The 13,841-nt window shown below is 67.1% G+C and carries 15 protein-coding genes; 9 read left to right on the top strand and 6 right to left on the bottom strand.

From position 1 onward, the window contains the following. Positions 1-156: 156 nt before the first annotated feature. The 4 genes from ASG70_RS02950 to ASG70_RS02935 are packed head-to-tail and all read right to left on the bottom strand — an operon-like array spanning position 157 to position 2,937. Entirely contained in the window at positions 157-1,050 is an 894-nt protein-coding gene (locus ASG70_RS02950) for an alpha/beta fold hydrolase (RefSeq protein WP_056882367.1), read from the bottom strand. Beyond that, positions 1,047-1,427, bottom strand: a complete 381-nt coding sequence (locus ASG70_RS02945) for a nuclear transport factor 2 family protein (protein WP_056882366.1) — start codon at positions 1,425-1,427, stop codon at positions 1,047-1,049. The genes ASG70_RS02950 and ASG70_RS02945 overlap by 4 nt, the downstream gene beginning before the upstream one ends. Further along, entirely contained in the window at positions 1,424-2,659 is a 1,236-nt protein-coding gene (locus ASG70_RS02940; protein WP_056882365.1) for a glycosyltransferase, read from the bottom strand. The genes ASG70_RS02945 and ASG70_RS02940 overlap by 4 nt, the downstream gene beginning before the upstream one ends. A 47-nt stretch (positions 2,660-2,706) precedes the next feature. Then, entirely contained in the window at positions 2,707-2,937 is a 231-nt protein-coding gene (locus tag ASG70_RS02935; RefSeq protein ID WP_056882364.1) for a tautomerase family protein, read from the bottom strand. A 102-nt stretch (positions 2,938-3,039) separates the two neighbouring features. Here ASG70_RS02935 and ASG70_RS02930 point away from each other — a divergent pair, with 102 nt between their 5' ends. From ASG70_RS02930 to ASG70_RS02895, 9 genes are all read left to right on the top strand, one after another. Further along, on the top strand, positions 3,040-3,621 hold the full coding sequence (locus ASG70_RS02930) for a TetR/AcrR family transcriptional regulator (protein ID WP_056882363.1): 582 nt from the start codon (positions 3,040-3,042) through the stop codon (positions 3,619-3,621). A 210-nt stretch (positions 3,622-3,831) separates the two neighbouring features. Then, positions 3,832-4,269 (top strand): VOC family protein, encoded by a 438-nt coding sequence (locus ASG70_RS02925; protein ID WP_056882362.1) that lies wholly within the window; start codon positions 3,832-3,834, stop codon positions 4,267-4,269. A gap of 387 nt (positions 4,270-4,656) precedes the next feature. Beyond that, complete coding sequence (locus tag ASG70_RS02920) at positions 4,657-5,118, top strand: MerR family transcriptional regulator (protein ID WP_056882361.1); 462 nt, start codon at positions 4,657-4,659, stop codon at positions 5,116-5,118. Between the two features lie 116 nt (positions 5,119-5,234). After that, positions 5,235-5,630, top strand: coding sequence for a cupin domain-containing protein (locus ASG70_RS02915; protein ID WP_056882360.1), 396 nt, complete (start codon positions 5,235-5,237; stop codon positions 5,628-5,630). A 51-nt stretch (positions 5,631-5,681) separates the two neighbouring features. Beyond that, a complete protein-coding gene (locus ASG70_RS02910; protein ID WP_056882359.1) occupies positions 5,682-6,719 on the top strand; it encodes an NAD(P)-dependent alcohol dehydrogenase in 1,038 nt (345 codons plus the stop codon). Positions 6,720-6,753: 34 nt separating this feature from the next. After that, positions 6,754-7,338 (top strand): DapH/DapD/GlmU-related protein, encoded by a 585-nt coding sequence (locus tag ASG70_RS02905; RefSeq protein ID WP_056882358.1) that lies wholly within the window; start codon positions 6,754-6,756, stop codon positions 7,336-7,338. A gap of 202 nt (positions 7,339-7,540) precedes the next feature. After that, positions 7,541-7,873, top strand: a complete 333-nt coding sequence (locus tag ASG70_RS18750; RefSeq protein ID WP_082590015.1) for an HNH endonuclease signature motif containing protein — start codon at positions 7,541-7,543, stop codon at positions 7,871-7,873. Positions 7,874-8,060: 187 nt separating this feature from the next. Beyond that, entirely contained in the window at positions 8,061-8,291 is a 231-nt protein-coding gene (locus tag ASG70_RS02900) for a hypothetical protein (RefSeq protein ID WP_056882357.1), read from the top strand. 1,605 nt (positions 8,292-9,896) lie between these two features. After that, on the top strand, positions 9,897-11,069 hold the full coding sequence (locus ASG70_RS02895; RefSeq protein WP_056882356.1) for a serine hydrolase: 1,173 nt from the start codon (positions 9,897-9,899) through the stop codon (positions 11,067-11,069). A 689-nt stretch (positions 11,070-11,758) separates the two neighbouring features. Here the strand turns inward: ASG70_RS02895 and ASG70_RS02890 are convergent. Next, entirely contained in the window at positions 11,759-12,859 is a 1,101-nt protein-coding gene (locus ASG70_RS02890; protein ID WP_156399791.1) for a serine hydrolase, read from the bottom strand. A 243-nt stretch (positions 12,860-13,102) separates the two neighbouring features. After that, positions 13,103-13,837: a 1-acyl-sn-glycerol-3-phosphate acyltransferase gene (locus tag ASG70_RS02885; RefSeq protein ID WP_235531310.1), complete on the bottom strand. Its 735-nt coding sequence runs from the start codon at positions 13,835-13,837 to the stop codon at positions 13,103-13,105. Between the last annotated feature and the right edge of the window lie 4 nt (positions 13,838-13,841).

Raw genomic sequence — 13,841 nt, 5'->3', positions numbered from 1 at the left:
TCACGGTTCCCACAGGTAGCGCCTTGCACCCTGAAGGCGTTCTCCCGAAGGCCTGTGGTGCGCAAAAGGTCTCACCCCAAGGAGGGGCCGCAGAAGCCGCATTCGCACTACGACAGACGGGTGTGGCGGGCCGCGCGCCCTAAGCCGCCATGTCCGTCACCGGCTGACACTCAGCGCGAAGTCCCGGATGAGCAGGTTCAGCTTCACCGGGTCCCGCGCGATGGGAAGGTGGCCAGCTCCCTCCAGGACGATGAGGTCGCCGCCGGTCAGCTCCGCGAGGCGTCGCCCGCGGGAAATTGGGCTGATGAGGTCGTGGTCGCCGTGGATCGCCAGCGAGGGACTCGACACGGTGCGGCACCAGTCCTCGATGGCCTCCTTGGTCGGACGCGCAGCGTCGGCCTCCGCGACGAGTACCTCGGGAGTGGTGTCGAGACCCCATCGGATGCAGTCCTCGATCTGCTTGGTCGAGTGGGGTTCGGGGAAGCACATGCCGAAGAAGAACCAGAGGAAGTCCTCGTAGTGGTTGCGCCAGTAGGCCGGGTCGTACTTGCCCCAGTGCTGCGGCGGGTCGCACTCGAGGGCTGGCACACGCGAGGGTGGTAGGTCTGCCGGCCGCAATGTGGCGGCGCGGGCGGGGTGCCCCTCGGTGATGGCGAGGGAGGCGGCGATGAAGATGGCACCCAAGGTGCGGTCGCGGTGTTGTGCGGCGAGCTGCAGTGCCCAAGCGGCCCCCTGGGAGAGGCCGATGAGCACGGCGCTGTCGGTGCCCGTGGCATCGAGGACGGCCAGTGCGTGGCGGACCTGCACGTCGTGGTGATAGGCGGCGCCCTTTGCAGGGCGGTCGGAGAGTCCGTTGCCGGGTCCGTCGTACGACACGACGCGGAAGTGTCGCGAGAGGTAAGGCACCTGCGCCTTCCACATGCGCTTGTGCACGATGGTCCAGGTCGGAAGCAGGAGGATGGTGGCGGACGCGCTACCGCTCACCTCGTAGTGGATCCGCACGCCCTCGCTGTCGACGAACCCTGAGATGTCGGGCGCCAGGGGCTTCATTCCGGCAGCGCTTGGTCAGGGTCGGTGAACTGCCAGAACGCGTTGACGATCTCCCATCGCCCGTCGGCGGTCCGCAGCAGGTGCAGGTACTCGCGGTACTGCGCCGAGCGCACCACCGCTGCCGCGATGTCGTGGTGGATGTCGACCACGGCGACCTCGATCGGGTCCTGCGTCTTGTCCTCGGCTCCGCCACCTCCGCGGACGAGCTCGAGGAGGCGCTCCTTCGTGGTCACGCCTGGGTCGTGGCCGCTCACACGGGCTGCGTGACGTTTGGCGAGCTGAGGGTGTAGTGCGCGGTCCACGCGTGCGAGGTCTGCGTCGTACCAGCCCTCGAAGTAGTCCAGCGCGGTGGCCACGATCGCATCCGAGTCGTTCACAGCAGCTCCTCCAACATGGTGGCCACGCGCTGGGCGCCGCCGGACTCCACCGGTAATGAGGTGACCTCACTACCGATCTTTTCGACGATCGCCTCGGCCAGCCACTGCGGGCTGCTGACGTCGTCGTAGTCCGCGCGTCGACCAGCGCGGTAGTTCTGCAGTCGGTGGTGGACGTGGATGCTCTGCTCGAAGTGGTGACGCAGGGGAACGTAGATGAACGGCACCCGCGCCGCAGCGAGCTCCATCGTGGTGGTGAGACCACCTTGGACGACCGCGACATCTGCGGCGGCCATGCGGAGGTACAGGTCCGGCACGTAACCCCGCAGGGTGGCGCCGTCCACCGACGGCAGGGACGTTGGTTCCATCCGTGGTCCGGTGACGATCAGGAACTGCAGGTTCGGGACCTGGGCCCGAGCGAGGGGCACAGCGTCGAGCACGCGCCGTACCAAGGCTTCCCCGACCCCCGAACCGCCTACGGCGACGATACAGAGGACGTCTTCGACGGCGTACCCCAGCTCACGGCGTGACCGCGCGATCTCGTGGTCGGTGGGCGGTTCGAAGCCCGTGACGTATCCGGCGAACTCGTAGTTCTCGGCGGTCCACCGCCGGATGTTGGGCAGGCCAGGACCGAAGGGCAGGTCGACCACATCCTCGGGGTTGCCGACGAAGATCTGCCGGTCCCGCACCCGGCGATGGCGAGCCCGCTGCTCCAACATCTCCGCGTTGTAGTCCGCCGTCAGCAGCGGCTCGCGCTCCCCCCGGTCCGGCATCGGCAGCCATCCCACGAAGTCGGTCAGCCATACGTAGGAAAAGCGCTTCAGCTCCGGGTTCTCGTGCAGGAAGTAGTCCACGTCCCACGACTCGTCACCCACCACCAGGTCGTACGGCGTCTGCTCCACCACATCGTTGAACACCATGAAGTTGTTGACCAGGACCTCGTCCATCTCGCGGATCGCCTGGAAGACGTGCAGGTCGTGTTCGCCGGACGCAGCCTCGATGTGTGCGGACTCGCTGGCGAGCCAGGTGCAGGCCGGGTGAACCCGCTCACCGGCGTCATGCAGGACCCGGGTGACCGGGTGTTGCGTCAGCCAGTCCAACTGCACATCAGGTCGCAGCACCCTGAGCTGTTGGGCGATGGCCAGGTCCCGCCGGGCATGTCCCAGACCGATCGGCGAGGACAGGTAGAGCACCCGTGGCCGTCGACCGGCCGCCCTCGCCCACTTCACGGTCATGGTCCATGCTCCCTCCCGGCGGGTCCGGCAGTCATCGTCCAGAGGCGTCAGACGGTGGCGGGGGCGCCGGCCGCCAGGGCGCGCACGTCAGCAGTGGTCAGGGGGTTGCCGGCGATGCCCCAGTCCCCGCTGGCCACCTCACGGACGACACACCAGGTGACCGGGCGCATGTTCTCGCCCTCGACCTCGACCATGGCGTCGGTGAGTCGGGTGATGATCTGCCGCTTCTGTTCCGGCGTGAACACGTTCTCGATGACATTGACCTCGATCAGCGGCATGGCGTCCTCCTTGTGTGCTCCTACCTTGATTCGGTCGATCGACCGAATCAAGGTAGGCTAGCATTCGGTCGACCGACCGACAAGACCTTGGAGGAGCCTTCCATGGCCGCCGACACCCGCGACAAGCTCATCGCCGCGGCAAGGGAATGCCTGCTCGCCGACGGACACGCCAACCTCTCCACGCGAAGGGTCGCCGAGCGCGCGGGCGTGCCGTTGAGCCAGATCCATTACCACTTTGGCGGTCGGCAAGGCCTGATCCTTGCCCTGCTCGCCCAGGAGAACGCTCAGCTGCTTCAACGCCAGCAGACGATGTACGGCGCGGACGTCCCGCTGCACCTGCGATATGGGCAGGCCTGCGACTTCCTCAGGGACGACCTCGCCTCCGGCTACGTGCGGATGCTGCAGGAGATGATCGCGGCCGGCTGGAGCGACAAAGCGATCGGCGCCGAGGTCACCCGGTTGCTCCGCTCCTGGTTCGAGCTCCTCGAGCAGGTGGTCATCGAAGCAGCCGACGAGCTCGGGGACCTCGGCCCGTTCACGCCACGCACCGTCGCGACACTGATCGGCCTGGGCTTCATGGGTGGAGAGTCGATGCTGCTACTGGAGGACTCCTGGTCCGACGACGTCTTCGCGGCCCTCGGCAGCATCGGCGACGCGCTCGAGCTTCGACATCGGGACGCTTGAGCGGTTCACTGCCCGCGCCCGCGTCGCGACCGACGCGAGCGCGACACCCTGTGGCCGATGATGGCGCGCATCTTCCCGCTGTGTGACGACTACGCGCGCAAGACAGACCGCCAGATCCCCTTGGTCCTGCTAACCCCAGGCGACTGAACCGTCCACTTCGGGCGCTACCAAGCCGTGCCCAGTCCGCACCAAACACCTCAAGGAGAAACCATGCCCATCAAGTTCGAGAACGTCGGCATCGCTGTGCGCGATCTCGACGAGACCATCGCCTTCTTCACCGACCTGGGCTTGAGCGTCCTCGGCCGCGACACCGTCAGTGGCGAGTGGGCCGACACCGCCGTCGGGCTGGACGGCAACCACGCGAAGATCGCTGTGCTCCAGACGCCGGACGGCAACAACTGCCTTGAGCTCTTCGAGTACATCCACCCCGACGCCATCCCGACGGAACCCACCCGACCCCACGAGATCGGGATGCACCGCGTCGCGTTCACGGTGGACGACGTCGACGAGGCGGTGGCGATCGCCGCGCGGCACGGTTGCCACCCGCTCCGTGGGGTCGCGACTTACGAGGACGTCTACAAGCTCACCTATCTCCGCGGACCCAGCGGCATCTTGGTGATGTTCGCCCAACAACTCGACAACAGCTGAGTCCGGGGCTGGAGCGGGGGGACATCAGCGCCTGCACGCTCTCCGACACCTCGACGCCGGAGCCGTCCTGTTGAGCATCGCTGCGTCCCCGCAAGCGGTCCCGGGAGCCCGGCTCATGAGATGGCCGCTGCGCGACCCCAAGGGGACGATGCCGGAGCGGTCGATACGCCGGTCGATGCGCGAACCGGCGTGGTGGGCTGGCCACTCCGGAAGACGGAGACGGGTGGGCTCAGGCCGTCCCTATTCGAGGTCCTGAAGACTCGTTGATCGGCTCGCGGCGAAGTGACGCACCTCTTGCGGGGGCGCTGATGAGGTGTTTGGCGAAGTGCGCTCTCCCCGCGGAAGAGGCTTTGACTTCAAGTACTTGAAGTTCCTAGCGTGGTTGACATGAGTTCTCTGGTCGCCCGGCGCGAGTACACGATCAAGGAGGCCGCGGCCCTGACGGGGCTGTCGGCCAGCACGCTGCGCTACTACGAGTCCATCGGCGTCATCGCCCCGGTGGGTCGGGGCGCGACCAGCGGTCACCGCGTCTACGACGAGGAGGACCTCGACCAGATCATGTGGGTCGCCTGCCTCGCTGCGACTGGCATGTCCGTGAGCGACATGCGCCAGTACGTCAAGAACGGCCGTGTCGGCCCGGCCGCCGCCGGTGAGCAGGTTGAGCTGCTCACCCACCAGCAGCGCCGCCTCGTTTGCGAGGCGGAGCAACTGGTCCTGCGACAGCGGTATGTCGCGCTGAAGATCGACTACTGGAGCGCCGTCGCCGCAGGTGACGACGCCCGCGCCGAGCTCATCTCTGGTGAGGCCCGGACGCTCGCCGACGAGCTCAAGCGGACAGGTAAGCCCTAGCCGCACCCGGGCGCCGACCGGCGCCCGCGCTGTACCCATCCATGCACTACCCAGGACGAGGTCCGGGCTGCGCGAGCATGCCTTCGACCATTCGTCGCACCACGAAGGAGCCCACCATGAAGTTCACGAAGAGCGGTGGCCAGAGCGCCACCGGCCCCGCGGACTGGTTCACCGGCACCGTCTTCATCGACGGCATCCGCAACCCCGACGAGCAGTCGACCGTGGGCTGCGCGCACGTCCGGTTCACGCCGGGCGCGCGGACCGCGTGGCACAGCCACCCGAAGGGGCAGACCCTCTATGTCACCGACGGCATCGGGTACGTCGCGCGACGCGGCGGCGAGCCGCAGGAGATCCGTCCCGGCGACGTCGTCTACATCGAGCCGAACGAGGAGCACTGGCACGGTGCCACCGCCGACCGGTTCATGGCGCACGTCGCCATCCAGGAGGCCGACGACCAGGGCCAGGTCGTGACCTGGCTCGACCACGTCACCGACACCGAGTACGGCGCCTGAGCCCCACCCTCCCTCCCTTTCACCCGTACCACTCTTCACAAAGGAAACCCCTTGCGCGTCAACGCCTATGCAGCACCGTCCGCCGGCCAGCCCCTGGCCCCCACCACCATCGAGCGCCGTGAGGTCGGCGCGAACGACGTCCTCATCCAGATCGAGTACGCCGGCATCTGCCACTCCGACATCCACACCGTCAACGGAGACTGGGGCCCGCAGCCCTTCCCCGTCGTGCCGGGCCACGAGATCGTCGGCCTCGTCACCGAGGTCGGCGCCGACGTCACCCGCCACCAGGTCGGCGACCGCGTCGGTGTCGGCTGCATGGTCAACTCGTGCGGCGAGTGCGCCAGCTGCACGCGCGGCGAGGAGCAGTACTGCCTCGAGGGCATGGTCGGCACGTACGCCGCGACCGATCGGGACGGGACCACCACCCAGGGCGGGTACTCGACCCACGTCGTCGTCGACGCCGACTTCGTCCTGAGCGTGCCCGAGGGCCTCGACCCGGCTGCCGCCGCTCCGCTGCTGTGCGCCGGCATCACCACCTACGCCCCGCTCCGGCACTGGAACGCCGGCCCCGGGAAGAAGGTCGCCATCGTGGGGCTCGGGGGCCTCGGCCACATGGGCGTCAAGATCGCCCACGCCCTCGGCGCAGAGGTCACCGTGCTCTCGCAGTCGCTGAAGAAGCAGAAGGACGGGCTGCGCCTCGGCGCGGACCACTACTTCGCCACCTCCGACCCGTCGACCTTCGAGCAGCTGCCCGGCCAGTTCGACCTCATCGTCAACACGGTCAGCGCCGCCATCGACCTCGACGCCTATCTCGGCCTGCTCGCCGTCGACGGCACGTTGGTCAACGTCGGTGCGCCCGCAGACCCGTTGAGCGTCAACGTGTTCTCGTTGATCGGCGGGCGTCGCTCGTTCGCCGGCTCGATGATCGGCGGCATCGCCCTGACCCAGGAGATGCTCGACTTCTGCGCCGAGCACCGGATCGGGGCGGAGATCGAGGTCATCGCTGCCGACGAGATCAACGAGGCGTATGAGCGCGTGCTCGCCTCCGACGTCCGCTACCGGTTCGTCATTGACACCGCGACGCTCTGACCACCCTTCTCCCACAACTGACAGGAGCCTGACCATGGAGCTGCACGAGTTCCTCGAGCACGTCAACAGCGGCGCGCTCATCGAGGGCGGCTCGGCTGCCCACCGGTTCATGCACGCCGCCTCCCAGGACGCGCTGCGCATCCTGGCCGAGCTGAATGGCGCCTACCGCACCCCGGACGAGGTCCGGCTCCTGTTGGCAGAGCTCACCAGCAAGCCGGTGGACGAGTCCGTGACCGTGTTCCCACCGTTCTACAGCGAGTTCGGCAAGAACCTCGCCCTCGGCAAGGACGTCTTCATCAACATGGGCTGCCGCTTTCAGGACACTGGCGGCATCACGATCGGCGACGGCAGCCTCATCGGCCACGGCAGCACGCTCACGACGCTGAACCACAGCGTCGACCCGGGCCAGCGCGCCGACATGACGCCAGCTCCCATCGTCATCGGCCGTCAGGTCTGGCTCGGCGCCGCAGTGACAGTCGTGCCGGGCGTGACCATCGGCGACGGTGCCATCGTCGGCGCCGGGGCCGTCGTCACCAAGGATGTCGCGGCCGGAGCGATCGTCGGCGGTGTACCGGCCAAGCTGATCCGCATGACCGGCTTCGGACCCGAGACCAAGTAGTCGGCACGACTAGTCGCGAAGCCGACAGTTCGTGCAGCCAAGAGCCGTCGCCCTCAGGCGGCGATGTGACGCACTCGATCTGCCACGACATGCGTCCTGCAGGGAATGCGTAACCGAGGATTCAGCCCTTGATGCCTACGCTGGCGAGGTGACGGTGAGCAGAACTCGCAAGGCTCGGGCGGCCCGTAGGCGGACGCGCCGCATGAGCCTTGCCAGCCACGATCTGACCGAGGCCCAGTGGACGATACTGCAGGCTCAGTGGGGAGGATGCGCCTACTGCGGCGCCACCGGTGAGCCGCTTCAGCGTGACTGCGTCCTGCCGATATCCCGTGGTGGGCGGTACACGCTCGACAACGTGGTGCCGGCCTGTCGCTCGTGCAACGCGAGCAAGTGCAACACCGAGGTCACCAGCTGGCTTCGAAGGAAGCGGATGGACGAGCGAGCCTTCCTGGCGCGCCACGTGGAGATCCGAACCGAGCTCGCACCTCGGTTTGCGGTGCCCTCGTGCGAGACACCAAATACCAACGTGGGATGAGGCTGGGTCGATGCAGCCATCCTCCTGCGCCCTCACTGGGCCCCTTGACCCTGATAAGCGTGGCGAACCTCGGGTCAGATGGATAGTGAACCGGACTTAGCGAATGGGATGAAGGGTCAATGATGGTCGCAGTGCGGATCGTTGCGGGAATCCTGCTTCTGGCCCACGGCTTGGTGCACACGCTGGGGTGCTCATTGCGGCCACGATCGTGGCGTCCGCAGCGCTGGCTCTGGCCGTGTGGGGCGCACCGGGGCTGGCAACAGCGTGGCCGGTGCTGGCTGTCCTCGCGGGAGCCATCTCGCTTGTCCTGATCGTCGCGTACTGGGACGCGCGGTTGATGCTGGGGCTGGCGATCGACTGCGCACTCATCACGCTTGCCGTCGTCCAACCGGCGTGGCTCAAGGACTTCATGACATAGCCTGCAGCGAGCCCGCCGGCACCGGGGACCACGGCTTTGGCAGCTGGGCCGACCGATGATCACCGCGAACACTTCTCGGTCGCGATGTGGGAGTGTCCTCAGGACGAGGCGGCGGGTGCCACCCGCCCGGCTCGCGACAGAATGACGCACCCGACAAGCCGCCGCCGAAGCGGGTCTCCTGTGCCCTCCCTTTCTCATGGACCTGAGGTCTCGACCCTCAATCTGAGCGGCCTGCAAACCTCAGGGCCCTTCTTGGAAGCCAGCACCAGCGCCCGAGCGGCCATACCAGGCGTGGCCCTGTTGCCGTGGCGCAAGTGTTCGGCAATAGGACTCCTGGCCCAATCACCCGACGCCGGGTCGATCTGAGTCCGGGCGTCGATCAGCGATTTCTATTCTGGTTCCGCTCGTGCCGTGGCCCCGATCCCACAACCAAGCGCCAATCACAAGCAAGACCACGAAGATGCCCGCGATGATCCCGAACCACATAGCGATGGTCCTTCCGGCCGCGCATGCAACCACTCTCCCCGTATCGTCCCATCGGGTCGCCGGGATGCCAAGGGTCATCATGTTGCGACGCAGGACCTACACGACGTCCCAGATAGTTCGTCGCCCTGAGGCCAGATCTAGCGCTTCCCGCCGTGCGCCAGCAGGGCGGATCGGCCGACCACTCGTGGCTCCCTCCTGTGTCAAGACGCGGCGGGCGAGGCGGTTATGGGCCGTGATGGCGGAGCTACCATCCTTCGTTCTTGGGCGTTGGCGGGTCATTCGTGTGATCGGGCAGCCTGTCACGATCGAGGGTGTGTCGCCGATCCCAGAGCGCGGCCCAAGTCAGTAGGACCACGAGTAGCGCTCCTGCGATGATCCAGAACCAAATCCACATGGGGCGCTACCTTCCGGGCGGGCCGGGGCGCGGGCCCGTTCACCGCCAGTATCCCCCTGCAGTGAGTGACATGAGGTGTCAGCAATGACGGTGTGCAGGTCTGATCGCGCTTCCGTGCACCGCCAAGGATCGTTCGCCGCTCTATTGTTGTCCTACCTGCTGCGGCCGCGCGGCGGGTTACCCGCCGCCGCCGTCCGGGCCCGGGCCGCCGCCTCCGGGGGTATTCATTCCGCTGGAGTCGGCGCGCTGTCGGTTGAGGATCCACCGACCGCTGAGGACCCATTGGAGCGCCTCGCCGGCAGGGGCTGGGTTTGAGAAGGATCTCGGAGTGCGCCAGTCCCGTATACCGGGCCTGCAACGCCTGGCTCTTGCAGGCGGCCAAGCCTTGATCGCCTCCTCGCCCCCCGGCCGCGGTGTTCCCATTACGCCATTGGGCGGAGGCCCGTCGGCGCGGCTCGGAGGACAGTCGAAGTGCTTGATAGTTCTGAGATTGAGGGGTGAAGACTGGATGGGCCGCCCGGGGGCGCTGCCCGGACGGACAGGAAGAGCGGCGGCGCGGTTGCGCTCGCTGTAGCGGAAGATGGCCACGACGGCTGGTACGAGATGCATAACGAAGAGCGCGACATGGCCCCGAACCTTCGGACGCCTTGGCGCCCACGCCAGTGCCTGAGAGTGGTGTGCCCGAGCTACCCCGTGTCCGGGCGACCCGCTCATGAGGTCCCGGCATGAGGTCATGGGGTCGCGCCGGCGCGGTCGTCGGGCTGTCATGGCTGCTGATGGCCTGCTCCCCGGGGCATGGCGCTGGCAGCGTCACGGGCACCCCTACCACCTCAACGGCGGCGACCGGCGCGGTCTGGTCGCAGCTTCCGACATCGGCGCTCCCGGCTGACCGGATCACCAAGCTGCAACACGAGATCAACCGGTGGGTGGCGACGGGGCTGCTGAAAGGGGTGACTGCCGCAGTTGCCACCCCTCAAGGGGTGTGGGGCGGTGCGGCAGGGGTCGATGCGCGTGGGGTCGCGCTGGTACCTGGATCCGGACTCGCGCTGGGCAGCATCACCAAGACGTTCACGGCGGCCGAGGTAATGCTGCTCGCCGAGCGGGGCAAGATCGATCTGGACCGATCCGCCTCGGCGTACATCGACCTCCCCCAGGTGTCGAACGGTGTCACGGTCCGACAGTTGCTGGCACAGCGCAGCGGTGTCGCAGCATCCGTGGATGCGCCACTGGGTGACCGCGACGCCCGGTGGACGACCCAGAAGTACCTGAAGTACGTCCCGGCGGCGAAGGATCCTCCGGGCAAGACCTTCGCCGACGACAACACGAACTACATCCTCTTGGGCCTCATCATCGAAAAGGCGAGCGGTCGAACGCTCGCCGACGCGTTCAAGACTGACCTGTGGGGGCCGCTGGGCCTGGACCGCCTCGCCTACCAGGACGCGCACAGTCTTCCTCCACCACTTGCCGCTGCAGCGCCGGACCCAGCAGCGAGCAGCGACATCAAGAGCTGCGCAACCGCGGGACCGTGGCTTCCCTGCCGCGCCCTGGCCACCGTCGTTGGCGCGGCTGGGGCTGTAGCCGGAGATGCGGAGGCGGTCGCACATTGGGGATACGACTTGTACGGCTCCCGCGTCCTGCGCAAGAAATCCGTTGAACAGATGACCGACTTTCCCGACGACGCGCCATACGGCCTCGGCACCATTGACTTCAGCGCCGGGTATTTCGCCAGATGGAACATAGACGCCGTGGGCCACATCGGCTCGATGCTCGGATACCAAACGGTCATGGCTGTCTTCCGGGATGCGCACGTCTCAGTAGCCATCCTGACGCCCTCCGGAACCGAACCGCTTCCGTACGTGCAGTACCTCGTCAAGGCCGGGGGTCTCACCCAGCCATAGGGCGGCGTCGACCAGATGCTCGGTCTGCTCGACCTTGCTCTGCCTCGACAGCACGGGAACGTCCCCGCTGCCCGGGGCAGAGCGACGCCTCCCCCCAGGAAAGGCAGAGGCGTCGCTACCCCTGTGCGTCGGGCCCTGCGCGACCGACCTCACGCAGGACCCCCAGGTGCTCAACCGCTGACGCGCCACATATCCCGGTGAACCAACTGGCGCGGCCTACGCCCATCGGCGCGACGAGACGACTCCGGTAAGGGTGCAAAGGCCTTCAGCGCCATGCGAGCCGCGGCCGGTAGGTCACCGGCCGCCGGGGGGATGCCGGCGTTGCCGAGTGCGCCGAGTGCGCCGAGGACGCCGATGACGCTGGTCAGGTTGGCGAACCCCTTCGGTAGGACCGCACGGCCTTTAACCTGTCGGGCGAGTTGAGTCTCGGCTGTCCGCGCACGCAACTGCAGCCGTCCCGCAGCGCGTCATTCACCTTCTGCGTGCTCCCTGCGCGATCGTTGGTGTGCGGCGCAAGCCCGTTGACAAGCAGAAGCAAAGAGAAGCGCGACGGCCCTCGTGAGGAAGTGTCCAGGCTGTCAGCGTGCCTGGGTAGCGCTCGAAACTGGAGGACTGGAAAGACATGTCTCGGTCAGCTGGTCGCAGATGGTAGGGCGACTTCGCCTGCAGCGCTTGGCTTAGGCACGTCGCTATCTAGTGGTGGGCAGGGGTCGGGCAGAGCGGGTAGAGGTCCCGACCGCTCGAAAGATCGTGACGGCGAGCCGTTGCAGGTCTCCTGCGCTCAGATCGGATGTGTATGTGGTCAGGTCGACACGGCTCGAGATGACGACCACGAGGCGGCGTTGGGGGATGACTTGGATCATCTGACCGCCCAGAGCCTTGGCGTCGAAGGCGGGTGTTCCGTCGGTGAGGCGGACGGACCATAAGTAGCCGTACCCCGTGGGGGCGGCAGAACCCTGGACCATGGTGGCCTGATGGATCCACTCTGCGGGAACGATCTGCTTGCCGCGCCATTGCCCTTGTTGCAGATACAACTGTCCGAGCTTGGCCATGTCGCGGGGGGTGATCTTCAGGTGGGTGAAGCCCAACGTGAACCCTTGCGGGTCCGTTGGCCAGGCGAAGCGGGCACGATTGAACTCACCCACGTACCGGCCGGTCGCGACGGGCTGGACGGCGGGCCTACTTGGTATGCCCAAGGGGTCGAACAGATGCGATCGGGCGTACTCCAGCACGCGCTGGCCGGTGGCCTGCTCCAGGATCGGTGACAGCAGGTGCGCGGCAAAGTCGGAGTAGATGAACTCTTTGCCGGGCACCCCGTCCTGATGGGCGAGGATGAACCGGATCCAGTCCTTCGAGCGGACCATCTGTGCGTATGCGCTCACATCGTTGGTGATGGGGAAGCCGCCGGTCATCGTCAACAGCTGGCGTAGGGTCACGCCGGCCACCCGTGGTGTCATCTGGGTGGCGTACTTGGGCAGCAGGTCCGACAGCCGATCCTCTAGGCGCAGGCGGCCTTCGCCTATCGCTTGACCGATCAGGGTGCCCATAACGCAAGAAGTGATCCCGAAGACGCTTCGCGACTCCTCGGCCGTTGTGTCGTAGTAGCGCTCGAAGAGTGGGCGGCCGTCGACCGTCACGACGATGGCGCTGATCTCGTTGTCGCCGACGTACCTGCTGAAGTCGGCTTCGACCGCCGCGGCAACCCGAGCGGAAGCCGAGATCGATGAGGTTGCCTGACCCGATCGCCGATGCTGGTCACAACCAGGCATCGCTAGAGCCAGAACGGCCACCAACACCACCCACCGACGGCCCCTACGGCCACCCGACCACCCCCAACGAGGACGGCCTCGCACCGAAATCACTTATCAACTGTCCTCCCCGGCGTGAACGAGGCACAAGGGGCTTGGGGGCCGGTGCTGCCCAGAGCAGCTCACTGAAGGACCAAGTACTGACGTCGTCATGGTGAGAGGACCAAAGGTGGTTCTTGCGGCGGTGTGGGCGCACCCGCACGGGCCGGATGTAGCTCGACTCGGCTAGTCCTGCTGCGTCGACTCGAGCGCGGCCTTGACGTCTGAGGCGTACAACCCCGACCGCTCCTGTCCCGACAACTCCGCGATGGCGTCCATGGTCGCGTCCGTGACCGCCCGGAGCAGCGCTGCCTTCTGGTAGCGGACAGCCAGCCCAGCCACATCAACCGGCCGACCGAACCGCACCGTCACCTTGCCCGGACGGAACCCGTTCGACCCCGCCGGCTGCACCTTGTCGGTCCCCGTGACCGCACACGGAAGCAGGACAGCCCCGGTGCTGAGCGCCATACGGGCGACGCCGGTCCGGCCGCGGTGGAGGCGACCGTCGGGCGAGCGGGTGCCTTCGGGGTAGACCCCGAACCCCTCCCCGCTCCGCAGCACCTCCTCGGCGAGCTCCAGCGAGGCGGCAGCAGCACGCGGGTCGGACCGGTCCACCGGGATCGTGCCGGCGGTCGAGTGGAACCAGCGCACGGCGGCCCCGCGGAGACCGCTGCCCTGGAAGTACTCGGCCTTGCCGAGGAAGTGCACCTGCCGCCTGGCGGCGAGCGGGATGACGATCGAGTCGATGAACGACAGGTGGTTGGAGGCGACGATCAGCGCCCCTTCTCGGGGGACGTTCGACCGTCCCTCGACGTGCAGCCCGGTGAACAGCTTGAGGGGCGGCCCGATCAGGACGTGCCGCATGACCGCACGGCTCGCCTTGTCCTCCAGCGCCGCGAGGGCGTCACCCCTCAGGCGCACGCCG

It is taken from the genome of Phycicoccus sp. Soil748, from assembly GCF_001428025.1.
In the GTDB taxonomy this organism is placed as follows: Bacteria; Actinomycetota; Actinomycetes; order Actinomycetales; family Dermatophilaceae; genus Pedococcus.
This window is presented reverse-complemented; position numbering and strand designations above follow the sequence as displayed.